Annotated in this window: 25 protein-coding genes and 1 tRNA gene; 14 read left to right on the top strand and 12 right to left on the bottom strand. The window is 70.1% G+C overall.

Annotated elements, in window-relative coordinates:
• Positions 1-156: 156 nt before the first annotated feature.
• Entirely contained in the window at positions 157-567 is a 411-nt protein-coding gene (locus IEZ07_RS10745; RefSeq protein WP_191894582.1) for a hypothetical protein, read from the bottom strand.
• Positions 568-1097: 530 nt separating this feature from the next.
• On the opposite strand from IEZ07_RS10745, the gene IEZ07_RS10740 reads away from it, so the two are divergent.
• Both IEZ07_RS10740 and IEZ07_RS10735 read left to right on the top strand, forming a co-directional pair.
• Positions 1098-1559 (top strand): hypothetical protein, encoded by a 462-nt coding sequence (locus IEZ07_RS10740; protein WP_191894581.1) that lies wholly within the window; start codon positions 1098-1100, stop codon positions 1557-1559.
• Between the two features lie 438 nt (positions 1560-1997).
• A complete protein-coding gene (locus tag IEZ07_RS10735; RefSeq protein WP_191894580.1) occupies positions 1998-2306 on the top strand; it encodes a DUF7677 family protein in 309 nt (102 codons plus the stop codon).
• A 39-nt stretch (positions 2307-2345) separates the two neighbouring features.
• Here the strand turns inward: IEZ07_RS10735 and IEZ07_RS10730 are convergent, their stop codons facing one another.
• Positions 2346-3080 (bottom strand): DUF6193 family natural product biosynthesis protein, encoded by a 735-nt coding sequence (locus IEZ07_RS10730; protein WP_191894579.1) that lies wholly within the window; start codon positions 3078-3080, stop codon positions 2346-2348.
• 463 nt (positions 3081-3543) lie between these two features.
• Between IEZ07_RS10730 and IEZ07_RS10725 the strand changes: the two genes are divergently transcribed.
• Both IEZ07_RS10725 and IEZ07_RS10720 read left to right on the top strand, forming a co-directional pair.
• Complete coding sequence (locus IEZ07_RS10725; protein ID WP_191894578.1) at positions 3544-4062, top strand: hypothetical protein; 519 nt, start codon at positions 3544-3546, stop codon at positions 4060-4062.
• Between the two features lie 254 nt (positions 4063-4316).
• A complete protein-coding gene (locus IEZ07_RS10720) occupies positions 4317-4859 on the top strand; it encodes a hypothetical protein (protein WP_191894577.1) in 543 nt (180 codons plus the stop codon).
• Positions 4860-5104: 245 nt separating this feature from the next.
• Here IEZ07_RS10720 and IEZ07_RS10715 read toward each other — a convergent pair whose 3' ends face one another.
• Positions 5105-5455 carry a hypothetical protein gene (locus IEZ07_RS10715; protein ID WP_191894576.1) on the bottom strand — a complete coding sequence of 117 codons (351 nt, stop codon included), beginning with the start codon at positions 5453-5455 and terminating at the stop codon, positions 5105-5107.
• Between the two features lie 272 nt (positions 5456-5727).
• Here IEZ07_RS10715 and IEZ07_RS10710 point away from each other — a divergent pair, with 272 nt between their 5' ends.
• The 5 genes from IEZ07_RS10710 to IEZ07_RS10690 all read left to right on the top strand — a co-directional run bounded on the left by IEZ07_RS10710 (position 5728) and on the right by IEZ07_RS10690 (position 9176).
• A complete protein-coding gene (locus IEZ07_RS10710; RefSeq protein WP_191894575.1) occupies positions 5728-6570 on the top strand; it encodes a helix-turn-helix domain-containing protein in 843 nt (280 codons plus the stop codon).
• A 108-nt stretch (positions 6571-6678) separates the two neighbouring features.
• Entirely contained in the window at positions 6679-7083 is a 405-nt protein-coding gene (locus IEZ07_RS10705) for an ATP-binding protein (RefSeq protein WP_191894574.1), read from the top strand.
• The gene (locus IEZ07_RS10700) at positions 7074-7355 is read left to right on the top strand and encodes a hypothetical protein (protein ID WP_191894573.1); all 282 of its coding nucleotides are present in this window, start codon (positions 7074-7076) and stop codon (positions 7353-7355) included. The genes IEZ07_RS10705 and IEZ07_RS10700 overlap by 10 nt, the downstream gene beginning before the upstream one ends.
• A 157-nt stretch (positions 7356-7512) precedes the next feature.
• Entirely contained in the window at positions 7513-8352 is an 840-nt protein-coding gene (locus IEZ07_RS10695) for a sigma factor-like helix-turn-helix DNA-binding protein (RefSeq protein WP_191894572.1), read from the top strand.
• A gap of 5 nt (positions 8353-8357) precedes the next feature.
• A complete protein-coding gene (locus IEZ07_RS10690) occupies positions 8358-9176 on the top strand; it encodes a protein phosphatase 2C domain-containing protein (RefSeq protein ID WP_191894571.1) in 819 nt (272 codons plus the stop codon).
• A gap of 1 nt (position 9177) precedes the next feature.
• On the opposite strand, the gene IEZ07_RS10685 is transcribed toward IEZ07_RS10690, so the two are convergent.
• The 4 genes from IEZ07_RS10685 to IEZ07_RS36185 all read right to left on the bottom strand — a co-directional run bounded on the left by IEZ07_RS10685 (position 9178) and on the right by IEZ07_RS36185 (position 13756).
• Positions 9178-9342 carry a hypothetical protein gene (locus IEZ07_RS10685; RefSeq protein WP_191894570.1) on the bottom strand — a complete coding sequence of 55 codons (165 nt, stop codon included), beginning with the start codon at positions 9340-9342 and terminating at the stop codon, positions 9178-9180.
• Between the two features lie 343 nt (positions 9343-9685).
• Complete coding sequence (locus IEZ07_RS10680) at positions 9686-10648, bottom strand: ankyrin repeat domain-containing protein (protein ID WP_191894569.1); 963 nt, start codon at positions 10646-10648, stop codon at positions 9686-9688.
• 426 nt (positions 10649-11074) lie between these two features.
• Positions 11075-11163, bottom strand: a tRNA-Ser gene (locus IEZ07_RS10675).
• A gap of 154 nt (positions 11164-11317) precedes the next feature.
• Positions 11318-13756, bottom strand: a complete 2439-nt coding sequence (locus tag IEZ07_RS36185) for a MinD/ParA family ATP-binding protein (RefSeq protein WP_307729013.1) — start codon at positions 13754-13756, stop codon at positions 11318-11320.
• Between the two features lie 114 nt (positions 13757-13870).
• Here IEZ07_RS36185 and IEZ07_RS10665 point away from each other — a divergent pair, with 114 nt between their 5' ends.
• Together IEZ07_RS10665 and IEZ07_RS10660 are read left to right on the top strand one after the other, a co-directional pair.
• Positions 13871-14827: an NAD(P)H-quinone oxidoreductase gene (locus IEZ07_RS10665; RefSeq protein ID WP_191894568.1), complete on the top strand. Its 957-nt coding sequence runs from the start codon at positions 13871-13873 to the stop codon at positions 14825-14827.
• A 4-nt stretch (positions 14828-14831) separates the two neighbouring features.
• A complete protein-coding gene (locus tag IEZ07_RS10660) occupies positions 14832-15344 on the top strand; it encodes a bacterial proteasome activator family protein (RefSeq protein WP_068900086.1) in 513 nt (170 codons plus the stop codon).
• A gap of 91 nt (positions 15345-15435) precedes the next feature.
• Here IEZ07_RS10660 and IEZ07_RS10655 read toward each other — a convergent pair whose 3' ends face one another.
• The gene (locus IEZ07_RS10655) at positions 15436-16233 is read right to left on the bottom strand and encodes an HAD family hydrolase (protein ID WP_191894567.1); all 798 of its coding nucleotides are present in this window, start codon (positions 16231-16233) and stop codon (positions 15436-15438) included.
• Between the two features lie 245 nt (positions 16234-16478).
• Here IEZ07_RS10655 and IEZ07_RS10650 point away from each other — a divergent pair, with 245 nt between their 5' ends.
• Both IEZ07_RS10650 and IEZ07_RS10645 read left to right on the top strand, forming a co-directional pair.
• Positions 16479-16682: a cold-shock protein gene (locus IEZ07_RS10650; protein ID WP_043619750.1), complete on the top strand. Its 204-nt coding sequence runs from the start codon at positions 16479-16481 to the stop codon at positions 16680-16682.
• A gap of 358 nt (positions 16683-17040) precedes the next feature.
• Positions 17041-18567 (top strand): hypothetical protein, encoded by a 1527-nt coding sequence (locus IEZ07_RS10645; protein WP_191894566.1) that lies wholly within the window; start codon positions 17041-17043, stop codon positions 18565-18567.
• A gap of 16 nt (positions 18568-18583) precedes the next feature.
• Here IEZ07_RS10645 and serS read toward each other — a convergent pair whose 3' ends face one another.
• From serS to IEZ07_RS10630, 3 genes are all read right to left on the bottom strand, one after another.
• Positions 18584-19846, bottom strand: a complete 1263-nt coding sequence (gene serS / locus IEZ07_RS10640; protein ID WP_191894565.1) for a serine--tRNA ligase — start codon at positions 19844-19846, stop codon at positions 18584-18586.
• A gap of 120 nt (positions 19847-19966) precedes the next feature.
• On the bottom strand, positions 19967-20887 hold the full coding sequence (gene pheA / locus IEZ07_RS10635; protein WP_191894564.1) for a prephenate dehydratase: 921 nt from the start codon (positions 20885-20887) through the stop codon (positions 19967-19969).
• A 9-nt stretch (positions 20888-20896) separates the two neighbouring features.
• Positions 20897-22222: a glycosyltransferase 87 family protein gene (locus IEZ07_RS10630; protein ID WP_191894563.1), complete on the bottom strand. Its 1326-nt coding sequence runs from the start codon at positions 22220-22222 to the stop codon at positions 20897-20899.
• A gap of 65 nt (positions 22223-22287) precedes the next feature.
• Between IEZ07_RS10630 and IEZ07_RS10625 the strand changes: the two genes are divergently transcribed.
• Positions 22288-24807 carry a hypothetical protein gene (locus tag IEZ07_RS10625; RefSeq protein ID WP_191894562.1) on the top strand — a complete coding sequence of 840 codons (2520 nt, stop codon included), beginning with the start codon at positions 22288-22290 and terminating at the stop codon, positions 24805-24807.
• Here the strand turns inward: IEZ07_RS10625 and mptB are convergent.
• Positions 24707-26278, bottom strand: a complete 1572-nt coding sequence (gene mptB, locus IEZ07_RS10620; RefSeq protein ID WP_239319902.1) for a polyprenol phosphomannose-dependent alpha 1,6 mannosyltransferase MptB — start codon at positions 26276-26278, stop codon at positions 24707-24709. The two genes, IEZ07_RS10625 and mptB, sit on opposite strands and share 101 nt — an antisense overlap.
• Positions 26279-26303: the final 25 nt, after the last annotated feature.

Here is a 26303-nt window from a genome sequence, read left to right as displayed (position 1 = left end):
CTACGCCAAGTGCATCGACGGCGGCGCGGAGATCGCCAACCGCAGGATCGAGGACGCGTTGGCCGCGTGACCGTCCGCATCATGAAGGGGCCTCGGGAACAGCGGGGCCCCTTCTCTTTTCGCCTCACCACGAGTGCAGGCACCCGGCTCCCCGCGTCAGCCGGCCTCTGTGTTCCAGCCTTCGTCGAGTCTGGCCAGCAGCAGCATCACACCGGCCCGATGCCCTCCGCCCCCGGACGGGTCGTCGGCGACGCGGTGCAGCATGTCCGTGGCGTCGCGGACGCACCTCATGATTCCTTCGATGAGACCGACAGACCCGGCCGACGGGTCCACGTAGGTCCCGAACCCCGGTTCCGGATGGAAGCATCCCCACCAGTCCAGCAGCGCGTTCAACGCCTCCTGCCGGGGTGGTCCCGGCCGTTCCCCGATCGCCTCCAGCAGCACGCTCGTCGCAGGGACGGCGGCCGGGTAGAGAGTCCCGGCGTGGTCGTTCGTGACCGCGTACCGGAGATCGGCCAGCGCTCGGGCGGCCTGCCCATCGTCTGCGGACCTGACCAGCGCTTCCATCGCCGCTCGGGCATCCTTCGGGAGATACCAGGCCGGTCCCGGTATCCGGTCCCAGTCCATGTGCTCCACGGCTTCCCTCCCGATTCCCAGGGCAGGATTCCCCCGCGTGACCTCGGAGAACATCTCAAGATCCATCCCGCATATATCCCGCGAACACCGGCCGAGAGCCGCTCACGGTGGCACACGGCTGCACACGCCGGAAACGGTCAACGGCGCCTCACCGGGGCGGAACCCCTGGTCAGACGCCGTTTCGCGCGCTCAGCGGAGAGCGTGGGATTCGAACCCACGAGGACCGTCACCGGCCCTAGCGGTTTTCAAGAGGGCTGTGTTCCGGGCGACGGCAGAGTTTCTGAGCAGGGCGAAAGCCTCTTCCCTGACCCGAACGATGGAAGATCATCCCGCATATATCCCGCAGGCTCCTCACCCCCCTCTAACCATGATCCAGGAACTGATCACGCCCTTCCATCCGTGGAAGCTCCCCCAGCCCGGCTCTTGACCTACCCTCTCCGCCATCCGAGATCATGTCGGCCATGTGGTTCTTCCGTTTCCTCGCCATCGGACTCCTCAGCGGGATCCTGATGGTCCCGCTCCTGCACTCCCCGCGGGGTGACGGATTCGAGCATCTGCGCCTGGACGCGATCATGAGTCTGGAGATCGGCTGGTTCCTCATGGTCCCGCTCGCACTGGTGGTCGGAGCCGGGAAGGCCTTCTCTTCCAGCGAGCGTTCCCGGCCGGCGCCTCCGGGCTTCGTCCTGGGAGGGATCACCTTCGCGTTCGGCGCTCTGGTCCTGCACCAGGCGATGGCCGCGTCACGATGGCTCAACGGCTCGCCGTCCGGAGTCGGTGATCCGGACGGCGAGTACGTCATGGCGGCGTTCGCCGAACTTTCGGGTGCGGCGATCATGATCGTCGGCATGGTGATCCTGATCGGTCGGGTGGTCGCCATCATCGATTCCCGCGAGGCGAATATCCCGACACCCACGAGCCGTTGATCAGAGACGGAAAAGCCGAGCTACTGACATCCTGCTTGCAAAGACGCATACCGATCATGGGCGACCAGCGAAGACGCAGCTCACGGCACTGATCGTGTTCCCCGCGACTTCCCGCTGTTCCCCCTCGCTTCCCGTCCCATCGGGCACGCGACAGGCACGGCGTCGAACCGTCGACAGTTTTACAGGGCATGACCGTTCCCGATGGTGCAGTGTGCCTGACCTGCGGCAGAGCAGCTCTCCGCATCGACAACGACCTTGATCATTGCACGCATGTTGCACATCAAGGCAGACGCGCCCGGAGACTCATCCCCCGAGTAGCGGAGGGGCCTCCCAGTAGGGCGAGCACCCCATTATGGAGGTCAGCTGCCGAAGATCATCCCGCGTATATCCTGCAGCAGTCACCACCAATGTCATGGTCATCACGCCAGATAATGAAGTATGCCCCGACTTTCTGAGGATGTCCGCGCCAGCCTGCGCCTCTTTGCGTTCTACCTGGCCAACGGCACCATCGACATGGAGCTGTTGGAGGACATCGACTACCGGCCAGCCCTGATGGAGTTCGGTTCGCCGCTGGAGATGGTGTTTACGATCTTCACCAATGTGCTTGAGGTAGACGAGAACGGCATGGTCACCAACGAAGGGGACGCTCAGAGGCGGGCAGCCCAGTGGATCCGCCATCACTGTGACCCGTCTTACGAGGTCGACCCGCCGTTCCAACCGTGGGAGACCGAACTCATCGGCCCTTGACCATCGGCTATCCATAGCTTTGCCGTGGAACGGCGCGCACTACTTTCCATACGCTCCGGTCACGGCTGGCCCGATACCGGTCGGCAGGTGCCTGGCAGCCAGCGCTACCGCCTCCTCCGGGCCGGCGGTCTCCCCCAGCACCGGTCCATACGAAGATGCCTTGACGACGTAGCCGTCCCTGCCGACTTGCAGACACACCACGTCGGGTGAGAACGGTGAACCCGTGGTCGTCGAGAATCGCAGTAACCAGTGGCTCACGTACGGAAACAACTGCCGTAGCCTGGGCTCGGCGTAGGCAGCTTCGACCAGCACGCGGTATTCGGGCCATGGCGCCTCTTCCGCATCCTGCCGCACCCACTCCCACTGAACTGACACCAGATGTGCCGGCCCCTGCTCGGCAGCCTCGGCTAGATAGGTCAGTTCGGTGAAGGGTGCCGATCGTTGAATATCGCGTAGCGGTGTCCCATGTCGCCACTCCCGCGCGACCTTGGCAACCTCAGACAGCTTCTGCGTCTGACCTGAGATCAAAGGTGTGCCTTGGCCCCAGCCGTTGATCAGCCAGTATCGACTGATGTGGCCGGCACTAACACCGAGGGCTTCGCGATGCGGCGTCGCGCTAGGAACGCTGGCATGAAGCAGTGGCTGCGTCTCGCTGGCCGCCACAGCACCGAGTATGAATCCGTGCTCCTTGGCCACTTCCTGAAGGGCTGCGGCCAGACTCCCCTTAGCTGCCACATCGGGATAGAGATCGGCCGGGTCTGGGAACGTCGTCACAATGGCGAGTCTGCCGCATACGACATGGTCTGCTGATCCATAGGTCCCCGAACGATGTCCAGGACCGTTCAAAGCCGTCCATCGTGCTGCTCGCCGGAGCTCCGACCGTTCAGATCCGTCCGGCCCAGTTCATGATCGTCCGTTCGGGTGGCTCCCAACATGGCTCCCAGAAATCCAGCGGATCACCTGCTTGCGAATCGGTCCGATCTCGGGCCGTACGGGCCGTGAACTGGGGGGAGGGCTCCCTGGGAGTGACCGAGACTGACTCCTATAGATGGCCTCTAATGGTCCGGTGATCAGGCCGTGCCCGCGGTTTCATCCGCCATCGGCGTGCGAAGATGCAGCTGTCTCTCCGTGGTCCGCGAAGCAGAAGCCGGAGCAACCCGAAAAGGAATGCGATCTCAAACACCAGGGAGCGCATGGAAGCAGATCTTGTCGCTGGCAGAGTCTATGCTTCCCTCCCATGAGCACAGATGAGACTCCTGTCATGCACACCATGCGAATGGACGTGGAAGTGGAGGACTGCGGTCGGGTATATCTCCTGGATCGGGGGGACTACGGGGCCGCCGACAGGAAGGAGGAATCACCAGCCCACTCCATCGGACTCATTGAAATTGAGGGGAGAGGAACCGCCAGCCTGAGAATAGGCCCACAGTGGGGGACGATTCCCTTCACAGTGACTGTCTCCGACCGGGATCCAGGCGCTGACCTTGACGGCTATGAGGACGTCGTGGAGATCAGTTTCGAATCCCCGTCGGGCGATGTCTTCCTGGTGGGATGGCTCATGGACTGGGACGACGAAAAGGCACACAACCTTTCTCCGCTTCTTCCTGGCCCCGGTACTTACCGCTTGCGGTACCACCTCAGAGGAATGGAAGAGGAGCGATGCTGGACGGATGATCACTATCTTCAGGTATGGCCTGCCTCACAGCATGATCCGGCCATACTGAAAACGGAAGGCGAAATCTTCCGGCGCTTCTGAAGCCTGATCCGAATTGAATCCGCGCTGTCAGCTTGGGAACCGGCTACTGATGTTACCGGGTTGAGCTGGGAAAACGGGGGTGCAGGTCAGAGGGGGCGGGTTGACCGTGAGTCCCCGTGAGTGACCGTGCTTCCCCGCTCGTTCTGGCACGCATCTGGCACGGAAGCCGTTCGGTACCCATCGCTCGCGGGCAGCTCGGTTGCGCTGCCCCGATAGCCGAAAACTGTCGCTGACGAACTCTAGGCTTCCCGCCTATGAGCAGCGATGAGACCCCTGTCGTGCACATCAAGCGGATGGAAGTTTATGTGGAGGACTGCAGTTCGATCTATCTCTTGGATGAGGGGCGCTATGAGGCCTCCGCTGGGCCAGATGACTCCCTGACTCACTCCATTGGGCTTATCGAAGTGGAGGGTAAAGGCATCGCTTGCCTGAATATCGCTACTCAGTGGGGGGTAGTGGACTTCACGGTGGCTGTCGCCGATCGGGATCCGGGTACCCACTTTGACGGCTACGAAGACATTGTGGAGATCAGTTTCGAGTCCCTGTCGGGCGAGCTCCTCCTGGTGGGGTGGCACACAGATTGGGACGAAAAAAAGGTGCACAACATTCCTCCGTTGCCTGTCGGCCCCGGAACATACCGCTTGCGGTATCACACCCAAGGGGATGCGGAGAGCTGGTCCATAGATGGTTACTACCTTCAGATATGGCCCGCGCCGCAGCATGACCCCGCCGTGCTGAAAACTACGAGTTACTTATTTCAGTACTTGCTGAGCCCTGAAGCTTGGGAACCGCAGTGATCACGGACTTTGGGCTCTGAACCCCTGGTCACGACAGCCTCGGGCCAGTTGTGAGTGCCCGTGATTTCCCCTTGTTCTCCGCCTGTCAGGCATGCAGCGGGCACGGGACGGCTGCTCCTCCGTCGCGTCGGTGCCCGGTGGGCCAGGGCTGAAGAACGAGGCCCTGGACCGTCGATCGCCCCCAGCCATGTACGGTGGTCGGCCACCGCCGGGCGATCGTAAGGGATGCATCGGCATGCAGCGCATCAGAGATCCGGCCACACGTGGGTGTCCATGTACGGGGATCGTCCGGTGACGAACCAACTCTGGATGTCGAGGAGGCGCTCCAGGGCGGCTTCGTAGTACTCGGGGGGCTCCGGACGGGGAAAATTCGAGTGGCTGGTCCAGTTTGGAACGAAGTCCGCCAGATACCAGTAGCCTTCGACCAGCCATCGATCAAGCTGATCTTTGGTTTCCTGCTGGGCGCAGACTCGGCGCATCGCCTTCTCCAGGTGGCTGAATGCCTGCCGATCCCAGCGAAGGTCGCATCGGAGCTGAAGGAGGAAGGACCCGCTTTCAGCGTCGAATTCCCGCCGGAGCAGTTTGAGATCGTCCACGTAGCTCAGCATGCCATCGTGCCGAGTGCGGCGGCGCGGCGCTGGGGTCGGTGCGTTAGTTGGGTACGGCGCGGCAGTCGTACGGAGGGCGGCCCCGCGGGCGGGTCCGGCCGGGACCGGCCCCCAGGCCGCATGCCCGGACGGATCCCGCAGAGCGGGAGCCGTGGCGGCGGCGCGACGCGCCGCCGCCCTTGATCACCTATAAGAACAATTCGGCAGTGATCCGGGGAGAGCCCGCTCTGCGCATCATGGCCGGTGGTAGAACGCTCGGTGTGGACGATCGACAGGACCGGTTGCGGGAGCTGGGCGAGCTGCTTCGGCGGTTGCGCAAGAGTGCAGGGCTGACGGGCAAGGAGCTGGCGCAGCGGGCCGGGGTGGCGCAGCCGACGATCTCGCGGATCGAGACAGGGCAGCTCCTGCCGACTCCTGAGACCGTCGACCGGGTTTCGGCTGCTCTTGAGCTGGATGAGGCAGATCGCGGAGCACTGGACGCGCTGCTCGTCCGGCTGCGTGACGAGGTCTCCCGTCTCAAGGGTGGGTTGGCCGGCCGGGAGGCGGCGAACGCGGCGCGGGTGCGGTCGGCCGGTTGGATGGCCGTGTTCTCTTCGGCAATGGTGCCGCCGCTGTTGCAGACGGCGGAGTATGCCCGGCTGGCCCTGACGATCGGCCGGGAGGTGGACGAGGATGACGCGGCCAGGGCGGCGGCCGTACGGGTCGAGGCGCAAGCCACGCTCTTCGAGGTGGGGCGGAAGTTCGCTTTCGTGCTGACCGAGGGTGCGGTGCGGACCTGGCCGGGTTCCCCCTCGTTGATGCTTGCCCAGCTCGACCGGCTCGCTCAGGTGGCCACGCTGCCACATGTCCGGCTCGGCGTCGTTCCGTGGAGGACGGAGGCGCCGGCCTTCCCGCTGCACGGGTTCACCATCTTCGACGGTTCGGTGAGCGTGGTCGAGAGCCTCACAGGTGACCTCACACTGACCGAGACGGGTGACTTGGAGGCGCACGAGGAGGTCTTCGAGGCGTTCGCCGGGGCCGCGCTCTACAAGGACGAGCTGCGGACTCTCCTGGCTGAGATCGCGGCGGACTACCGGGCGTTGGAGAACCACTCAGCAAACTGACGCATTTATGCGTGGAATACCTTGAGCAGCTTCTACTGTTGGTCATACGCTTCCGGCATGGATGTATAGCCCCCTATACAACGGAGTACGCCCATGTCAGGTTGGCGCTTGTCCCGTCACTTCCTCGGCTCCACGGCCTCGGTGCGTGAAGCCCGCCGGTTCGTCACCGCGTTCCTGAACGGCTGGCCCATCGTGGAGGCGGCCGAGCTGATCGTGAGCGAGCTGGCCACCAACGCGATACGGCATTCGGCCAGTGGCCGGTTCGGCGGCCGGTTCCTCGTCACCATCCACGTCGGCCGGGACCGGCTGTGGCTCGCCGTGCTCGACGAGGGCGGCCCCCGCACGCCCGAAGTGCTGCCCGACGGCCAGGAGGACGAGGGCGGACGGGGCCTGCTGCTGGTCTCGACGCTCGCCGACTCCTGGGGAGTCGACGGCGACGAGCAGGGCCGTACCGTCTGGGCGCTGCTCAGCACCGAACCGGCTGCGGCCATGCAGGCGGCGTCATGCCGGTGACCGGCTGCCTGAGCCCGCATCTTCCGCTTCCGCAGTCCCAGTGCGAACGCCTGGACTGGCACCCTCCCCGACTCGGGGAACGAGTCCGCGTCATCGCCTGGACCTGCAAGTGCCGGGTACCGCTCTACGAACTGTGCGAGGCCGGCGGGCAGGCGTTCATCCGCCGTGCCGTTCATAAGGGCGGCAGGTGGAAGGTCCAGGAGACCTCCCGGTGGCGATCGGCCGAGGCGCACGCGATGTGGACGGCGCTGCTGTCCGGTCTGGCCCGGTGAGGCGGTGAGCCCGCGCGGTGTCCCGAACCGGCGCTCTGTGATCCGGACGGTGGACCTGAAAACCGGCGAACCGCTCGAAACAGTACCGTCAAGGGGGATAGACGGCATTTCGTCTAGGGGCCTAGACTCGGTGGAGCACCACCGAAAGGGAACCACCGTGCCATCGAGCGACCTCGACCGTATCGCTGCGATCGACGATCCGTATCTGCTGCTGCGGGCCGCGACCGAACGCCTCAACGCCGCACAGCAGGAGGTCACCGAACTGGCCCGGCTCCGCCGTCGCGTCATCCAGGAACTCCACGCCCAGGGCATGTCGTATGCCCAGATCGCCGAGAAGGCCGGCCTGTCACGCGGGCGCATCCACCAGATCAAGCACACCGGTCCGGCCCCCGAAGGCGCGTTCCTCGGCACCGGCACCATCACCCTGGCCACCCCCCTCAAGCGCGAGGCCGGCAACGCCCGGCCCGTCGTCGCCATGGAGGACGTCACCGCCGCCAAGCGGCTGGAAGACCTGGCCCGCGGCTTCGGCCTGGCGGTGAATCTCGAACACGTCCCCCTCGGCGGCGACATCGATCTGAACCGGTCCAACCTCATCGTCATCTGCGGGCCGAAGCTCTCCCCCGTCATGGGTGCGCTCTACGAGTCCGACCCGGTGCTCGAATGGGTCAAGGACGGCGCGTGGACCCTGCGTGACCGCCGCACCGGGCGCAGCTACCGCTCCGGCGAGGACTCCGAACCGGCCCGCCCGGTGGACTACGCCTACCTCGGCCGGCTGGCCCGCCCCGACGGCAACGGCAACCTGCTGGTCTTCACCGGCATCCACCCGCACGGCACCCTCGGCGTGGTCGACCTGCTCACCTCCGAGACCGCCACCCTGTGGGGACAGGTCGGCGAGAACCGCTTCTCCTGCGTGGTCGGCGTCGAATACGACCCGGCGACCGGGGAACCCGTCAGAGCGGAACTCGCCAGCCCCCTCTACCGGCACGAGGAGCCCTGACCCCCATGCGCGTCACCTTCGCCACCGAAGCAGCCCCCGGCCGACCCAACGAGGACTTCGTCGCCGCCACCCCGGACGCGGTCGTCCTCCTCGACGGGGCCGGCACCCCGGCGGGTTCGGAGTCGGGCTGCACCCACGGTGTCGCCTGGTACAGCCGCGCCCTCGGCTCCACCCTGCTCACCGCCATGACGCAGACCTCCAGCCCGCTGATCGAGATCCTCGCCGAAGGCATCAAGACCGTCGCGTCCATGCACGACTTCACCTGCGACCTGACCCACGCGGGCTCGCCCTCGGCCACCGTGGTCATGCTGCGCCACAGCGCCGACACCTTGGATTGGCTGATCCTGGCCGACTCCGTCCTCGTCCTGGACACGGCCGACACGGCGGAGCCCATGGTCATCTGCGACGACCGGGAAGCCCTCGTCGGCGCGGCCCACCGCACGACCATGGACGCCCTGCCCTCCGGCAGCCCCGAACACGTCGCGGCCCACCGGGCGTACGTGGAGACCCTGCGCGGCCACCGCAACCGCGACGGCGGCTTCTGGGTCGCCTCCGCCGACCCCCTCGCCGCCGACCAGGCCCTCACCGGCACCGTCCCCGCCCACCAGGTGCGCGCCGCCGCCCTGCTCAGCGACGGCGCCTCCCGCCTGGTCGACCGCTTCGCCCTGACCACCTGGCGGCAGACCCTCGACCTCCTCGACCAGCACGGCCCCGCCGAACTGATCCGCCAGGTCCGTGAGGCCGAGCACTCCGACCCGCACGGCGAACGCTGGCCACGCGGCAAGGCCCTCGACGACGCCACAGCCGCCTACTGCCACATCTGACCTATTCCACCCACCACCAACCGTCGCCTAGGTCGCGCACGGGGTTGCCGATGTCCCCCGAAGCGGTCTGGACGATCGTCGTCGAGGTCGGCGGACCCGGCAGGTGAGCGATTCCCCTGCCGGTCTCGGCCCGCCAGGAGTCCTCGAACACCGGCAGGTAGAGCACGGTCCTTGCTGCCGTATCTGGCCGTCTATCGACAGGTATTCCATCCACCACGGTGCGGTGAGCCGCCGGCCCTTCTCGTTCGCTTCGACGAGGGCGGCGAACTCGTCCCGGTGCAGCCAGAACTGGCTGTCGATGTAGACCGTCTCCCAGTCGGTCGTCCAGATGACCGAGCCCACGGTCACCGATGCCACCAGGACGGCGACGGAACGGCCGTAGGTCTTGAGTGACAGGTAGGACATCACGGCGGTGGGATACGGGTCTCCTCGTTGCTCGGGGGCCATGCAGCCGGCCTCTCTCCGGAGGAAAAGCCGTATGGCTTCAGCACATGGAAGACCGGTTCTGCCTAACGCAGGGCTTCGGGCAGCTTCAGCCACATGTCGGCCTGACCCGCGATCGACCGGTTGTCGGTCGGCCGCAGACCCGCTCCGGCATAGCAGTAGGCCTCGGCCTGGCCGTGGTACAGGTAGGCGGTGAGGATCTCCTGCGGTGACTCTCCGGAGTAGGTGTCACCCCCGCCGGGATGGGTGTCCCATTCCTCGATCCCACCGTCGCGGGCAACGGCTCCCTGGTTGCCGCTCTTGGGATTGGCGAACAGCCCGTAGCAGACGGTCCCCACCGACAGGCGCTCGATGACGCCGGGATCGGACGCGGCGTATCCCCACGGTTGAACGACGACACACCCGCCGGGCACGTCCGTGACGCCGATGATGCTCAGGCTGGCGTCGAAGTCCTCCCAGGGATCCTCCATGATCTCTTCGACGTCGGCATCGTCGGCCGGTACGGCCTCCAGACGCCGTGCCGCCTCAGCGGCGGTGATGCCGGCCACGCAGGCGATGCTGTAGCCGTCGTCGTCGAAGTCCCCCAGCGCGGCGATCAGACGTCTGGCCTCCGCCACGGCGGCGCTCTCTTCGACGGACAGGCCCGTCTTCCCGGCGGGGAGAGCGAACAGGTCAGGGGTGGGAGTGGCCAGGCTGAGCCGTCCGGGGGACCAGCCGTTCATCATCGGCCGCCACGGGTCGGCTCCGGCGGTGACCAGGGCTCGGGCGTTGTCGGGGCGGTTGGCGAAGACGGCCACCCAGAGCGCCGTACGGTCTTCGTACTCCGCATCGACGTCGTCGACGCGCCGGGCCAGTTCGGCGACCACCTCGGGCGACCCGTACTCGGCCGCCGCATGGAGCGGCCGTCCGTGGAAGTGCGCCCCCGAATTCGGGTCGGCGCCCGCGTCGAGCCGGGCGCGGATCAAGCCGAGGTTCGTCCAGTCGCTCCAGCCGATGCCGGACCATCCGGATCCGTCATTGCCAACCATGGCTCTCCTTGAGTGGACGTACGGGATATATGACCGCCGATCATGACGTATGAGGCCGACAGATTCGGAGTGCGGACGCAGTGGGTTCACGAGAGAACGGCACTCTCCGACGCTCATGGTCATACCGGCCGGCGAGAGGCTGGGCGAAGTCGGCAAAAGTCAGTAGGCCCGCCGCCACGAGGACGCAGCCGATACCAACGCGTCACCGTCGCGGCACCGGTTGGCATCCGGTGAGCGGATCCGACGCGACCGCCGAGCCTTTACAGGTGCGCGACCTGGAGAAACAAGACCGACATCATTCCGCGTATATCCCGCGAACACCGGCCGAGAACCGCTCACGGCGGCACACGGCTGCGCACCCCGGAAACGGTCAACGACGCCTCACCGGGGCGAAACCCCTGGTCAAACGCCGTTTCGCGTGCTCAGCGGAGAGCGTGGGATTCGAACCCACGAGGACCGTCACCGGCCCTAGCGGTTTTCAAGACCGCCGCCATCGTCCACTAGGCGAGCTCTCCTCACCGGCCCGTCCGACGGACGCGCCGAATTGCACCTTAGTCTCTCACGGCCCCGCCCCGCTGGCGTCTCGTCCGGATCACCGTACGAGACGCCGGCGGGCGAGACCACCGGTGGGCGAGACGCCGCCGGAGCGGATCTCACGACCGGCAGGCCTCAGGGCTGCGGGGCGGCGAAGCCGTCGCCCACCGAGGCCGCCAGGCGGAGGTAGGCGTCACGGGTGGCGGGCTGGAGCCTTTCGAGGTCGATCTCGGCGCCCTCTTCGAGGTGGGGGTCGTAGGGGACCCGGATGACCGCGCGGCAGCGGGCGGCGAAGTGGGCTTCCAGGCGGTCGAGGTCGACGGTGGACTTCGACCGCGGCCGGACGCTGCACAGCACCACCGTGGCGGAGCGGACGAGGTCCTCGTAGTGGTGGGCCTCCAGCCAGTCGAGGGTGGCCGAGGCCGCCCTGGCGCCGTCCACGGACGGGGAGCTGACCAGGACGAGCTGGTCGGCCAGGCCGAGGACGCCGGACATCGCCGAGTGGAGCAGACCGGTGCCGCAGTCGGTGATGCAGATCGAGTAGAAGTTCTCCAGGACCTGCGCCACCGCCTGGTAGTCGGACGCGCTGAAGGCCTCCGACACCGACGGGTCGCGGTCGGAGGCGAGGATCTCCAGGCGCGACGGGGCCTGCGAGGTGAAGGCCCGGATGTCGACGTAACGCTTGATCTGGCCGCGTTCGTTCAGCAGGTCGCGGACGGTGGCCGCCGTCTCCAGCTCCAGTTTGTCCGACAGGGTGCCGCGGTCCGGGTTGGCGTCGACCGCGATCACCCGGTCGCCGCGGGCCTGGGCGAGGGTGGCGCCGAGGCCGACCGTGGTCGTCGTCTTGCCGACACCGCCCTTCAGGCTGAGTACGGCGACGCGGTGGTGGCCGGTGGCGACGGGGGTCCGGGCACGGGTGATCAGCTCACGGCGGCGGCGGACCTCCGGGGACTCGCCCGGCCTGATCAGCCCCGCCGACGCCTTGAAGACCAGCTTCCGCCATCCCCCGGAGGGCCCGTTGCGACGCCCCCGGAGCAGGGACTCCGGGTCCAGGCTGTCGGCCGACGGCCTGGCACCCCCCGTACCCTGCTGCCGGGCCGGGGAACTGAACGCGGGCGGCGGGCTCGGCTGACGACGGCGCGGCTGGTACGGCTCGCGCACCGGATCGGCCGCCTCCCGGTCGGAGGCGAACCCCCGGTCGGAGGAGGTGAAGGCCGCCGCCTCCCTGTCCGGGGTGAACGCGGTGTCCCCCGCGGCTCTGAACGGCGTGTCCTGGGTGGATGCGGAGGCCCTGTCCCGGTCGGAGGCCCTGTCCCGGTCGGGGGCCCTGTCCCGGTCGGGGGCGAAGGGCGTCCCACGACCGGAGACGAACGCGGTGTCGTCGTCGGGTCCCAGATCCTCCCCGGTCCGGCCGAAGGCCGCGGCGCCGGAGAGTTCGGAGGCGAATCCGCCGGACCCGAAGGGGCGTTCCTGGGTGTCCGGGGCCGTGGAGTCGGAACGGTCGGCGCCGAAGGAACCGGGAGCCTGCAGGGAACCGGAGGAATCGGAAGCCTGGAAGGGGCCGGAATGCTCGGCGGGGAAGGACCCGGAGGACTCGGGCCTGAACGGCTTCATGGGGGTCAGCGGTTCTTCGGCCGGCGCGCCGGGACGGCCGTGGCCGCGGTCGGTGTCCCCCCGGGTGAACCGGTCGCCTTCCGTGTCGGCACCGCCGAAGGTGAACCGGTCGGAGTCGGAGCCCTCACCGTCGGAATCGAGGCGCCGGGTCTCGGACTCGCCGCCGTCGAAGGCCGGCCGGTCGGATTCGTCGTCTCCGCTGAAATCGAGACGACCGCTCTCGGACGGCCCACCGCCGAACCCGAAACGCCCGGTCTCGGACGACCCGCCGCCGCCGCCGAAGCCCCCGCTCTCGGACGCTCCTCCGCCGAACCCGAAACGACCCGTGTCCGGCTCGCCGCTGCGGAAATCGAAGTGCCCGGTCTCGGACACGGGCGTCTCCACGGACCCCGTCGAAGAGGACTCGGCCGGCTCGTCGGGGCGCCGGGGCTCCTCGAAGAGACCCCGGGACGCCTCCCGCTCCGGATCACCGAAGGCGCCCAGCGCGTACGTGTCCCCGGAACCGGAACCGGAACCGAGGACCGGAGCCGGGTCGGACTCGGGACGGGGCAGCGGCTTCAGCGGAGCCAGGAAGCCGTCGTTGTCCTCGAGGGAGGGCGCGGGGGGCAGCGTGAAGGAGCCCACCGCCTCGGCCGCCTCGGTCCACTCCGCGGCGTCCGCCTCCTCGGCCGACCGGCCCGCCGGGGCGTCCCCGGCCTTCGACGCCGTGCCGGCGCCAGAGGAGGCCGAGGGAGCGTGGTCCGGATCGGCGGCGGTGCGGAACAGCGGCGACGAGACCGCGTCGGTCTCCGCGGGCACCAGGCTCCACGGGTCCTGCGGGTACGGCGAAATGACGGCGTCGTCCATCGTGGCGGTGACCTGCGCGGTCACCACGACGGGCGGCGCCTCCTCCTGTTCCTTGATCGCATCGAGCCAGGCGAGCTGTTCCTCGAGAGATTCCTCACGATCGTGTCTTGCCACCGTGTTCCCCCTCGGGATGGGCTAAAGGGGCAGCAAACACATTGAAGATTAACGCCCCGTGTTCTCTCCGATGCAGGCAACCACCGAGTTGGCTCTCCCGGTAGCGTGAGTTACATGCACGCCATCGTGATCGACAAACCTGGTGGACCGGAAGTCCTCGCCTGGCGGCAGGTTCCGGACCCCCGACCGGAACGGGGCGATGTCATCATCGACGTGACCGCCTCCGCGGTCAACCGCGCTGACGTCCTGCAACGGCAGGGACTCTACTCCCCTCCTCCCGGCGCCTCGCCGTATCCCGGGCTGGAGTGCTCCGGAGTCGTCGCCGAGGTCGGACCGGACGTCGAGGCGTTCAGGCCGGGCGACCGGGTGTGCGCACTGCTGACCGGCGGCGGATACGCCGAGCGGGTGGCGGTTCCGTGGCAGCAGGTCATGCGCGTCCCGGAAGGGGTCGACCTGGTCGAGGCGGCCGGGCTGCCCGAGGTGGCGTGCACGGTCTGGTCCAACGTCTTCATGACCGCGCGCCTCCGCAAGGGCGAGACGCTCCTCGTCCACGGCGGCGCCAGCGGGATCGGCACGCTCGCCGTACAGCTCGCGAAGGCGTTCGGCTCGCACGTCGTCGTCACCGCCGGTTCGGCGGAGAAGATCGCCCGCTGCCTGGAGCTCGGCGCGGACGAGGGGATCGACTACCGCGAGGAGGACTTCTCGGAGAAGGTCCGGGCCGACGTGATCCTCGACATCATCGGCGGCGGATATCTCGCGGGGAACGTCAGGGCCCTCAAGACCGGCGGCCGGCTCGTGGTGATCGGGATGCAGGGCGGGACCCGGGGCGAGCTCGACCTGGGAGCTCTGCTCACCAAGCGGGCCTCGGTGCACGGCACCACGCTGCGGGCCCGGCCGGTCGACGAGAAGGGCGTCATCGTGCGCGGCGTCGTGGACAACGTCTGGCCGTTGCTCGACGCCGGCGCGATCCGCCCGGTGGTGCACGCCCGGGTGCCGATGAGCGACGCCGCCGAGGCCCACCGGCTCCTGGAGTCCGGAGAGCACGTCGGGAAAATCCTGCTAGTAGGTTGAGACTATGAACGCTGAGGAGAGCACTCCGCACGTGGTCGTCGTGGGTTCCCAGGGCCTCCAGCCCAAGGAGGACGGCAACGACGAGCGGTCGATCACCGATCTGGTCGAGCAGCCTGCCAAGGTGATGCGCATCGGCAGCATGATCCGCCAGCTCCTCGAGGAGGTCCGCGCGGCTCCTCTGGACGAGGCGAGCCGCAAGCGGCTCAAGGAGATCCACCAGAGCTCCATCAAGGAGCTCGAGGACGGCCTGGCCCCGGAGCTGGTCGAGGAGCTCGAACGGCTGTCGCTTCCGTTCACCGAGGAGAACGGCGCCCCGCCGAGCGACGCGGAGCTCAGGGTCGCCCACGCGCAGCTGGTCGGCTGGCTGGAAGGCCTGTTCCACGGGATCCAGACCACGCTGTTCGCGCAGCAGATGGCCGCCCGCGCCCAGCTGGAGAACATGCGCCGGGCGCTGCCCGGTGGCGCCGGGCTCCACCAGGACGGTCCCCATCAGGCCAGTTCCGGCCCCTACCTGTGACCACCGCTCCGATCTGATCCCCGCACGGCACGCGGTCTGCCCGGCGTACCGGGAGCAGGCCGCGCGCCGTGCGGGACCACCGGAAGCCGGACTACCGGAAGATGTCCTCCAGGACTCGCGCGACCCCGTCCTCGTCGTTGGCTGACGCCACGTGGTCGACCGCGGCCAGGACCGTGGGATGGGCGTTGGCCACCGCGTAGGAGGTCCCGGCCCACCGCAGCATCGGCAGGTCGTTGGGCATGTCCCCGAAGGCGACCACCTCCGCGGGCCCGATGCCCTGCGTCTCCGCCAGCTCGGCGAGCGCCGAGGCCTTCGTCACCCCGTGCGCGCTCATCTCGATCAGGGCCCGGCCGCTGGAGTGGGTGGGCGTGACCCGGTCGCCGACCAGCCCGCAGACCGCCTCGTGGAGGAGGTCCGGGTCCATCCCGGGGTGCAGGGCCAGGAGTTTGGCGCACGGCCGCGAGGTGAGGGTGTCCGCGGCGACGGACAGCCCGCCGACCGCCTTCCGGTCCCACCCGCCGAGACGGAAGTCCGACTCGTGGGCGAACCCACCCTCGTACTCCACGGAGAACGACAGGTCAGGCACCTTTTCCCGGAGCCGTCCGACGACCTCTTCCAGCACGTCTGGCTGGATTAGGCGTGATTTTACGATTTCCTCGGTGTGGAGGTCGTAGACCAGGGCACCGTTCGCACATATGGCCAGGCCTCTGTGTCGTACGGCCCCCGCCACGGTGTGCATCCAGCGTGGCGGGCGGCCGGTCACGAAGACCAGGGTGGCGCCCGCCTCCTCCACCCGGGCGAACGCCGCGGCGGTGCGGGGCGAGACGGTGCCGTCGGAGCGGAGGGCGGTGCCGTCGAGGTCGGTGGCGACGAGCCGGGGTCTTCCCATAACAGATCCCAGTCTGCACGGTGCGCCCCGGCGCGCCAGCGCCGGGACCGTCCGGGAGAGGAATCTTCCTGATCGCGGGAACACCCACAGGCGGGATGGTGTTAGATATGATGGCGTTGTATTAGCTGATCCCGTAGTGCATAACCAGAACTTGCAAGTCTGAGCCACCCGGGGCCCCGCTGTACGACACACTGGGGTTCACGAGGTGTGAATCCCAAAGTTTCAAATCCTGAGGGAGAGCTTTAATGGCTCAGGGAACCGTCAAGTGGTTCAACGCTGAAAAGGGCTTCGGCTTCATCGCACCGGACGGCGGTGCGCCGGACGTGTTCGTTCACTTCTCCGAGATCGTCGGCAACGGCTACCGGAGCCTCGAGGACGGCCAGCGGGTCGAGTTCGAGATCACGCAGGGTCAGAAGGGCCCGCAGGCCTCCCAGGTCCGCGCCATCTGACTCGGCAAGCCGTCTGAACCACACAATCAGACCTAGACAGCACTAGATCCCGCTCCGGGGTCCCGTCTCATTCCAGTGGCGGGTTCCCCGGAACAGGAGGTGAAGGCGAGGCTCGCCCTGGGCGAGCCTCGCCTTCGTGCTTCCCGGCCCCTCCTCCCGCCCCCGGACCTCTCCGCATCGCACACGTCCGCGGGCCTATCAACGCCGGACACGCCCTCGGGTCGCCCTCGGCCCCCGGCGCCGGACACGCCTCCCGACGCCGATCAGCCACCCCCTCCGACGCCGGAGGCGGGACACGGCTTGATCACAGCAGCCGCCCCCGCCGAACCCTGTCCTGGACCGGCACATCTACCCCGGTATGAGGCATCCGACCGGCTCCGCACTGGCGTGGCTCGTCCACCCCGCGACCGTCACCGCCACCTTCCTGCTGCTCGTCAACGACCACCTGCTCAAAGCGCTGTGGCCCGGCCCGATCACCGGCAAGCTCAGCGACTTCGCCGGGCTCATGGTCGCCCCGCCCCTCCTGGCCCTGGCCCGCGTCCCGCCTCCGGCCGCCATCGCCGTCACCGGCCTCGGTTTCGTCCTCGTCAAGACCACGCAGACCGGCGCCGACCTCGCCTCCCAGGCCTGGACGCTGCTCGCCGGCCCCTCCCTCGTCCTGGCCGACCCCACCGACCTCGTCGCCCTGCCCGCCCTCGTCGCCGCCTGGGCCGTCCACCGGCGCAGCCGTACCGGGCACGCCGTACGGCAGGCCCGCACACTCGTCATCGTCCCCGTCGCCCTCATCGCCGTGACCGCCACCGGTCAGGCGGACATGCCCCAGCAAGCCCGCACGGTCTTCAGCGACGGTGAGACGATCACCGTCCTCAGCGATCACGGTCACGGCAACGGCCCGGTCGTCTCCCGGGACGGAGGTCGTACCTGGGTCAAGCCGGTGCCGCCCGCACCCGCTCCCGGATCGGCTCCGACACTGTCGGGCCGGCCCTCCCCGGTGACCCGGAGCTGCGTTCCGGGGGACCCCGCGCACTGCTACCGCGTCGTCCCGCCCCGTCTGGCCGTGGACGAGTCCCGTGACGGCGGAAGGACCTGGACCACGGTCTGGGGGGTCTCGAAGGGGCGTGAGGAGCTGCTCGAACGCACCGTGACGGAACACCTGGGGCCGGGGGCGTGGCAGGGGTCCCAGGCCATCGTGGTGCATCCGGTGGCGGGCGGTCACGTGGTGGTCGCGGCGAACGGCAGCGACGGCATCGCCGTGCGGGACGCGGACGGCGCCTGGCGGCGGTTCGGCTTCTCCGCGGGGGGTTTCTCCGCTGAAGGGGCCGCCCCGCTGGACTCGGCGAATGTGAGCCTGACCGCGGAGTACGTCATGGGGTCGTTCGCGGGGCTGTTCGTGTTCCTGGCCGGAGTCGCCACGGCCCGGCGCGGCGGCCTGGACGAGGACGGCCCGGCGGCGACCGCCTATGTTCTCGCGGCGGTCGGCTTCTTCGTCGCCGCCATGGGCGTGAGCGACGACGGTTTCCTCTCTCCGCTGTTCGTCGCGGCGGGGATCGGCTGCGCCGTGGCGAGCCTGGTCAACGCGGCCATCGCGTTGCTCCCGGCAGGTCGGTCGGCCTGGACCTGGACCTGCCTGATCACCGTACCCGTCTTCACCGCCCTGGTGATATGCGCCGTCTTCGACGGCTGGGTCGCGGGCACTCCCGACCGCTACTCGACGGCCGTGCTGATCTCCTGGCTCACCGCGATCGCCGGTGCGGCCGTGTCGGTGCTGGTCGCCTGCAAGGGCGGGAGGAGGCCCGCCCGGGAGGGGGAGGACCCGCCCGAGGCGGGACGGGACCGGTTCTGGAAAGGAGGTGAGGACCCGGCGGAGCCGGATCCTCACCGGTGAGGCCTCGCCGGCGGGCCTACTTGGCCGGCTCCAGGACGTCGAGGCCGACGTGGGGGCGCAGCGCCTCGGGGATCACGACCGAGCCGTCGGCCTGCTGGTGGTTCTCCAGGATGGCGACGATCCAGCGGGTGGTGGCCAGGGTGCCGTTCAGGGTCGCGGCGTGCTGCGGCTTGCCCCCGGAGTCGCGGAAGCGCACCCCCAGGCGGCGGGCCTGGAAGTCGGTGCAGTTGGAGGTCGAGGTCAGCTCTCGGTAGCGGCCCTGGGTGGGGATCCAGGCCTCGCAGTCGAACTTGCGGGCGGCCGAGGTGCCGAGGTCGCCCGCGGCCGTGTCGATGACGCGGTAGGGCACCTCGATCTTGGCGAGCATCTCCTTCTCCCAGGCGAGCAGGCGCAGGTGCTCCTCCCGCGCCTCCTCCGGGCGGCAGTAGGAGAACATCTCGACCTTGTCGAACTGGTGGACGCGGATGATGCCCCGGGTGTCCTTGCCGTAGGAGCCGGCCTCCCGGCGGAAGCACGACGACCAGCCGGCGTAGCGCAGCGGCAGCTCGCCCGCATCGAGGATCTCGTCGGCGTGGTAGGCCGCCAGCGGCACCTCCGACGTGCCGACCAGGTAGAGGTCGTCGTCGGGCAGGCGGTAGATCTCCTTGTCGTGGGCCACGTGGAAGCCGGTGCCCTGCATCGCCTCGGGCTTCACCAGGACGGGCGTGATCATCGGGACGAACCCGGCCTCGACCGCCTGCTGCATGGCCATGTTGAGCAGCCCCAGCTGGAGGCGGGCGCCGACGCCCTTGAGGAAGAAGAACCGCGAGCCGGAGACCTTGGCGCCGCGCTCCATGTCGATGGCGCCGAGCAGCTCGCCCAGCTCCAGGTGGTCTCTGGCCTCGAAGTCGAACGTGCGCCGCTCGCCGACCTCCTCCAGCACGACGTAGTCGTCCTCCCCGCCGTGCGGAGCGTCCTGGTCGACGATGTTCGGCACCGTCTGCAGGACCGCGTCGAGCTCGCCGGCCAGCTTCTCGGCCTCGGCCTCCAGGGACTTGACCTGCGCGGCGAGGTCCTTGGCTCGGCTCAGCAGCTCCGCCTTCTCCTCACCGGAGGCCTTGGACACCAGCTTGCCCATGTTCTTCTGCTCGGCGCGCAGCGACTCGAACGACGCCAGCGCGGAGCGGCGGCGCCCGTCGAGGTCGAGCAGCGTGTCGACGACAGAGTCGTCCTCACCGCGGGCACGCTGCGACGCCCGTAGCCGGTCGGGATCCTCACGAAGGGTACGCAGGTCAATCACAGACCCAGGCTACAGATGAGCGGTTCGGGCCCGCACACGGATAAGGAGTGTCCAGCGGGTCTTTCGACACAGGGAAAGGCGCCGGAAGGCCCGGGATGGCCCCCGGAGGGCGCGGGCCCGCTAGACCTGCCCGCCCCTGATCCTGGCCAGCCAGCCCGACGCCTCGTCGAAGTCGGCGTCGGCCGTACCGCGCCTGATCTGCGGTGCGAGGCCGTCGGCGCGCGGGTAGCTGCCGAGGAAGCGCACGCCTTCGCAGACCCGGTGCAGGCCGGAGACCGCCTCGCCGACCCGGGCGTCGGCGATGTGGCCCTCGAAGTCGAAGTGGAAGAAGTAGCGGCCGATGCCGTCGCCGGTGGGCCGCGACTCGATCCGGGTCAGGTTGACCCCGCGCACGGAGAACTCCGTCAGCATCTCCAGCAGCGCGCCCGGGTGGTCGTCGGAGAGGAAGGCCACCAGGGAGGTGCGGTCGGAGCCGGTGGGAGCGGGCGGCGGGGCGGGCCGGGAGAGCCGGACGAACCGGGTGACGGTGTCGGAGCGGTCGCCGATCCCCCCGGCGAGCTCGACCAGGCCGTAGTGCTCTCCGGCGATGCGCGCGGCGATGGCCGCGTCGTACGGCGAGCCGGGCAGCGCGACCTCCTGGGCCGCGCCGGCGGTGGACGGGGCGGAGACGGCCACGGCGTCGGGCAGCTCGCGGGCGATGTAGCCGCGGCACTGGGTGAGGGCCGCCGGATGGGAGATGACCCGCTTGATGTCGCCGATCTCCTTGCCGGGCCTGGCCAGGAGGGAGAACTCGACGGGCAGCAGCAGCTCGGCGGTGATGAGCAGCGGCTCGCTCCGGGCGAGCTCGTCCAGGGTGGTCGCGATGCCGCCCTCGATGGAGTTCTCCAGCGGGACGACGGCGCCGTCCGCCTCGCCCCGCCGGGCGGCGTCGAGCGCCGCGCCGACGTTGGCGCTCGGCAGGCGCTCGGCTTCCGGCGCCAGGATCCGCAGGGCCTCCTCGGCGAAGGTGCCCTCGGGTCCCAGGTAGGCGAGTTTCAGCATGCCTCCAGGCTATCCGGCGGCCGTCCGGAACCGTGCGGAGAATTCCACATCCGACGCCTGAAAAGTACGGAAAATCACGCGCCGCCCCGGCAGCCAGGACCCCAGCAGCCAGACCAGGGCCAGCGCGCCGAGCCCGAACGCGTTCTGCACCAGCTTGCCCAGCACCGGGCTGAGCACCGGGATCTCCGCCGCCTTCAGTGCCACCCCCCACCAGGGGATCGGCACCACGTAGTAGAGCCAGACCCCTGCCGCCACCCGGACCCTGACCGGGTCCCGCCCGTCGCCGGCGATCGCGCCGAGCACCACGACGACCCAGGCCAGGTGGTGGATCCAGGCCACCGGCGAGAGCAGCACGGCCATCAGGCCGGTCAGGGCGACGGCGGTCGTCGCGTCGCCGTCCAGCAGCGCCGCGCGCGCCCGGCGGAAGCCGTACCAGCCGACCGCCGCCACGAGCGCCAGCCAGAGCAGGCTCGTCAGCGCGTCGGGCAGGTAGAGCCGGATGAGCATGCCGCGCATCGACTGGTTGGTGGTCGCCGCGTTGGAGCCGAGCCGCTCGGGGTCGAGCAGCGCGCGGAACCAGAAGTCGGCGGCGTCGGCCGGGATCACCGCGAACGGCAGCAGGGTCAGCAGCCCGGCGGTGAACGCGGCCATGAAGAGGGCCCGGCGCTGCTCGGGACGGGCCCCCGGGCCGAAGCCGGTGACCAGCAGGTAGATCAGGAAGACGCCGGGGGTGAGCTTGACCGCGGTGGCCAGGCCGATGAGCATGCCGCGCGGCCAGGCCGGCCGCCGCGCCGCGCAGTCGGCCAGGCAGAGCGCGACCAGCAGGATGTCCACCTGGCCGAACCGGACCTGGTCCCTGATCGGCATCAGGTAGGTGCAGGCGACCGTCAGGAACGCGAACGCCAGCGGCGTCCAGAGCGACCGCGGCGGCGTCCACCGGGCCCCGGCGGGAGGCCGGGCGCGGTCGAGACGCTCCCAGACGGCGCGGAAGCCGTACCAGACGGCGACCATGAGCGTGGCGAAGATCCCGGCCGTCCAGACCCACTGCGCCGCCGTCCACGACATCGCCGCCAGCGGCGTGGCCAGCAGCGCCGCGATCGGCGGGTAGGTGAACGGGAGCAGCTGCGGCGCGGGCGTGGCGAAGTCGTAGACCGGCCGCCCGGCCAGCACCATCTCCCCGCCGGTACGGTAAACGTCCAGATCGACCAGACGCTGGTCGTCGACGTTGCCCAGCCAGTGGAGCACCAGCGGGGCCGCCGCCAGCGCGATGAGCGCCGGCACCGGCAGCCACGCCCGGATGGGCCGCCTGGTCTCGGTCGCCTCGTCGGTCCTCACGACCAGGCAGGCTACCGTGACGCGGGAACCGGCCGTCGACGGACGGGAACTGAGGGGGAGACCGGATGGGCCCAGCACGCGGACGCCGCACACCGCACCGGAACGCTCCGGAGCACGCCCGCCGGACCCCGGCGCCGGGCGCCCTCGGCGCCGCCGCGGTCCGGGCGGCCCGCCTGGCGCTCCTGCTCGTCACCGCCGCGCTCCTCGCCCTGCCGGGAACCGCTACGGCCGCCACCCCAGCGGGTACGGCCAGCGCCACCGCCGCCCTGCCGGGAACCGCTACGGCCGCCGGCCTGCCCCCCCTCCCGGGAGCGGGTACGGCCGGCGCCTCCGCCGGGGACGGACGGCCCGCCCGGGTCGTGGTCGTCGGGGTGCCGGGGCTGCTCTGGAGCGATCTGGACCCGGTGCGGACGCCGAACCTGTGGCGGCTGACCGGCTCCGGCGGGGCGGCTTCGCTGTCCACCCGGGCCAACCCGCCCAGGGGACGGGGCTTCATCTGCCCGGTGGAGGGCTGGCTGACGGCCTCGGCGGGGCAGCGGGCGGGCACGTCCGCCCCGGGCTGCTCCCCGCCTCCGGTCCCGCAGGTCTCCGGTGAGGGCGCCGTCGTGCCGGGCTGGGCGCAACTGGTCGCCTTCAACGCGGACACCTCCTACAAGCCGGTGCTCGGTCAGCTCGGGCAGCTCGTCGCCGACGCCGGGGGGAAGGTGGCGGCGGCCGGGCCGGGGGCCGCCCTCGGGGCTGCTGACAAATCCGGAAAAGTAGCCAAATACGCGGAGACGGTGGAGCAGCTGGGTGAGCTGACCCCGTACCGGCTCGTCGTCGTCGAGGCCGGAGACCTCACCCGCGCCTGGCTCGAGGACGGCAGTGGCAGCGGCACCGGCAGCGGCAGCGGCAGCGGGACCGCCACCGGGACGGACGGCGGGACCGGCGCGGCCGGTGACGCCGCCGACACCGGCGACGGCACCGATCGCGACGTGCCCGCCGCGCCGGCGGACGAGGTCAGGCGCGAGGCCGTGGCCGGGATCGACCGCCAGGTCGGCGCCGTCCTCGACCGCCTCCCCCCGGACTCCACGCTCCTGCTCGGCGGCCTGTCCGACGCCTCCGACGTGGCCCACCTGCACGTGGCGATCGCCTCCGGCCCGTCGCCGGACGGCTCGCCGTACCCCCGCGGCTACCTCACCGCCGCCTCAACCCGCCAGAACGGCCTGGTCACCACCACCGACCTGACCGCCACCGCGATCGCCCTGCTGGGGCTGGAGACGCCGAAGACGGTCGTCGGCCGCCCCTGGACCGGCGGGGACCCCGCCCCGGGCGCCGGAGCCTCCGGAGGCGAGGGAGACGCCTCGGGGGACGCCGCGGAGGACGCCACCGCGGCCGTCGTGGCGGACCTGGCCCGCGAGAACCTGGCCAGCCGGGTGGTGAACCGGGTCCGCGGCCCGTTCTTCGGCGGCTTCGTGGCGGTGCAGATCCTCTTCTACCTGCTGGCCGCCGCCGCGATCCGCCGGGGCTGGGGCGGTGCGCGGGCGCTGACCGCGGTCCGGGCCGTCGCCGCGGTCAGCGGGTCGATCGCGGTCGCCACCTTCCTCGCCCAGTTGGTGCCCTGGTGGGCGTTCCCGGTCCCGATGGCCGGGGTGGTGCTGACCATCCTCGGCATCGCCTGCGCCGTCGCCGCACTCGCGTTCGCCGGGCCCTGGCGGTCGCACGTGCTGGGCCCGCTCGCCGTGGTAGCCGGGATCACCTCACTCACCCTGCTGGCCGACGTGATGACCGGCTCGACGCTCCAGGTCAACGCCGTCACCGGGTACGAGCCGGTGGCCGGCGGGCGCTTCTACGGGTTCGGCAACATCGCCTTCGCCGTCTACTCCGCCGGGACGATCCTGGCCCTGGCCGGAATCGCCCAGTGGCTGACGTCCCGGGGACGTCGCGGGCTCGCCCTGGCGGTCTGCGCGCTGTACGGCGGGCTGGCGGTCTTCGCGGACGGCTGGCCGGGCTGGGGAGCCGACTTCGGCGGGGTCCCGGCGTTCCTGACCGGACTGGCAGTCTTCCTGATCCTGCTCTCCGGCCGCCGGGTCTCGGCCGTCCGGCTCGGCCTGGTCGGACTGGCCGGGATCGGCCTGATCACCGCGATCGCGGTCGCCGACCGGCTCCGCCCCGCAGGGCAGCGCACCCACCTCGGCGCGTTCGTCCAGCAGGTGCTGGACGGCGAGGCCGGGACGGTGATCGCCCGCAAGTTCACCGCGATGGTCGGGGTCACGGTCGGCAACTGGTCGCTGACCCTGCTCACGCTGGTCGCGCTGGCCTTCCTCTTCCTGGTGCTGGACCGCCCCTCCCGCTGGGGCGCCCCCGCCCTGGGACGGGCCTACGCCCTCGCCCCGGCGCTGCGGGCCGGGCTGATCGGCGCGCTGACGTGCGCGCTCATCGGGTTCCTGATGAACGACTCCGGCATCGCCATCCCGGCCATGGCCCTCACGGTCGCGGTGCCGCTCACGCTGGCCGCCTGCGTGCGCGCACTCCGGCTCGCGCCGCCCACCACAGCAGAGCGGCCGTCAGAGCCAGCAGGGACCACGGCACCACCTGCTGCCTGACGACGGTCTTCAGCCAGAGCAGGTCGTCGGGGCGGAGCGCCTCGCGGGCCGGGAGGTAGCCGAGCGAGAGGATCGCCGTCCTGGCCACCACGAACCCCTCCAGGGCCGGCCAGGCGGGCGCCGCGGCCAGCAGCGCGAAGGCCAGGCCGTCGTACCAGGGCAGCGCGTACGGCGCGGCGAACAGCCAGGCCACGACGATCACCGCCGCCACCAGCGGGGCCGGTACCTCCGGCGGAACCGGCCGCAGGACCGGCGCCGAGGTCGACGGCGACGGCGGGACCGGAGGAGCCGAGGGAAGAAGCCGGCCGCCCGCAGGGACCGCACCGCCCGGGCCGCCCGGCACGGCCCGGAACACCAGCCACGCCAGGACCGCCAGCAGGAGCACCGACCCGGCCTGGATCCAGACCGCGTACGCGCCCGGCCCGAACAGCGACTGGAGGGCGAGCTTCACCGGCTGCCACGGGGTGCCGAGGGAGACCTTCCGGCTGGCCGCGCCCACCTGGTCGAGCACGTGCGGCCCGGCGATCCCGTAGACCGCCGCCACCGTGGCCGTCGCCGTACCGGCGACCAGGGTGAGCCTGCCGGGCCGGCGGCGCAGCTCCCAGGCGGGCCCGAGCGCGACCAGCCCGGCGTTGAGCTTGACCCCGATCCCCAGCCCCAGCAGCACCCCCGACGTCGCGCCCCCGGCCGCGCCCCGCAGGGACGAGAAGGCGAACAGGGCGGCGACCATGCAGGCCACGGCCATGGTGTCGACGTGCATCCCGGCGGACAGGTGGTAGATCATCAATGGGTTGGCCGTCCAGAGCAGCGCCGCCCGCCGCTGGAGGTCCGCGTCGGCGGCGGTCAGGCGGTGCAGCAGCAGCCCGGTCCCGACGAAGGCCGCGGCGTTGAACAGCGCCATCCCGAAGACGGTCAGCCGGACCGAGTCACCCCCGGCCAGGCTCGCCAGCGCCTGCACCGCCGTCGCGACCGGACCGTAGACGCTCGTCACCCCGGCCCACTCCTCGACGGCCCCCGCCACCGGGTCGCCGGGGAACGCGGCGGGCGCGACTGCGTACGGATCACGGCCCAGCGCGGCCAGCCGTCCGTAGGCGGCGTAGTTCAGGTGGTCGGCCGAGCCCGACGGCGGCAGGAGGGCCAGCAGTGCGGCCACGGCGGAGCCGGCCCAGAGCAGCAGCCGCGGATCCGGCCGCCACCGCGACCGCAGGGCCGCGGCCAGACCGGTCCCGCCCAGCGCGATCGCCGCGGCGGCCAGGGCGATCACCAGGTGGCCGTCCGGCCCGGCGTCCAGGGAGTACGGCGGGTGCCAGGAGGGGCCGGGCAGGCCCGGCACCATGGCCGAGGGCCCCAGCAGGCCGATCAGGACGGTCAGCCCGGCCGAGAGCCCGATCGCCACCGGGGCGAACACGCCCAGGGCGTCACGCGCGCCGTGCCGTACGGGTCCGCCGGCCACCGCCGTGTCCTGAGTCACCCGCAAATTCCAGCACACCCGCCGC

This window comes from Planomonospora parontospora, assembly GCA_014647935.1.
Lineage (GTDB): Bacteria > Actinomycetota > Actinomycetes > Streptosporangiales > Streptosporangiaceae > Planomonospora > Planomonospora parontospora.
The sequence above is the reverse complement of the archived record's forward strand: the minus strand, read 5'-3'. Positions and strand labels throughout refer to the sequence as shown.

Excerpts from the sequence above, each read along its gene's own strand:
- IEZ07_RS10660 (WP_068900086.1), top strand. The coding sequence starts at position 14,832 with ATGAACGCTGAGGAGAGCACTCCGCACGTGGTCGTCGTGGGTTCCCAG.
- IEZ07_RS10645 (WP_191894566.1), top strand. The coding sequence starts at position 17,041 with ATGAGGCATCCGACCGGCTCCGCACTGGCGTGGCTCGTCCACCCCGCG.
- IEZ07_RS10700 (WP_191894573.1), top strand. The coding sequence starts at position 7,074 with ATGCCGGTGACCGGCTGCCTGAGCCCGCATCTTCCGCTTCCGCAGTCC.
- IEZ07_RS10725 (WP_191894578.1), top strand. The coding sequence starts at position 3,544 with ATGAGCACAGATGAGACTCCTGTCATGCACACCATGCGAATGGACGTG.
- IEZ07_RS10690 (WP_191894571.1), top strand. The coding sequence starts at position 8,358 with ATGCGCGTCACCTTCGCCACCGAAGCAGCCCCCGGCCGACCCAACGAG.
- IEZ07_RS10655 (WP_191894567.1), bottom strand. The coding sequence starts at position 16,233 with ATGGGAAGACCCCGGCTCGTCGCCACCGACCTCGACGGCACCGCCCTC.
- IEZ07_RS10740 (WP_191894581.1), top strand. The coding sequence starts at position 1,098 with ATGTGGTTCTTCCGTTTCCTCGCCATCGGACTCCTCAGCGGGATCCTG.
- pheA (WP_191894564.1), bottom strand. The coding sequence starts at position 20,887 with ATGCTGAAACTCGCCTACCTGGGACCCGAGGGCACCTTCGCCGAGGAG.
- IEZ07_RS10650 (WP_043619750.1), top strand. The coding sequence starts at position 16,479 with ATGGCTCAGGGAACCGTCAAGTGGTTCAACGCTGAAAAGGGCTTCGGC.
- IEZ07_RS10745 (WP_191894582.1), bottom strand. The coding sequence starts at position 567 with ATGGAAGCGCTGGTCAGGTCCGCAGACGATGGGCAGGCCGCCCGAGCG.
- IEZ07_RS10680 (WP_191894569.1), bottom strand. The coding sequence starts at position 10,648 with ATGGTTGGCAATGACGGATCCGGATGGTCCGGCATCGGCTGGAGCGAC.
- IEZ07_RS10625 (WP_191894562.1), top strand. The coding sequence starts at position 22,288 with ATGGGCCCAGCACGCGGACGCCGCACACCGCACCGGAACGCTCCGGAG.
- IEZ07_RS10735 (WP_191894580.1), top strand. The coding sequence starts at position 1,998 with ATGCCCCGACTTTCTGAGGATGTCCGCGCCAGCCTGCGCCTCTTTGCG.
- IEZ07_RS10665 (WP_191894568.1), top strand. The coding sequence starts at position 13,871 with ATGCACGCCATCGTGATCGACAAACCTGGTGGACCGGAAGTCCTCGCC.
- IEZ07_RS10720 (WP_191894577.1), top strand. The coding sequence starts at position 4,317 with ATGAGCAGCGATGAGACCCCTGTCGTGCACATCAAGCGGATGGAAGTT.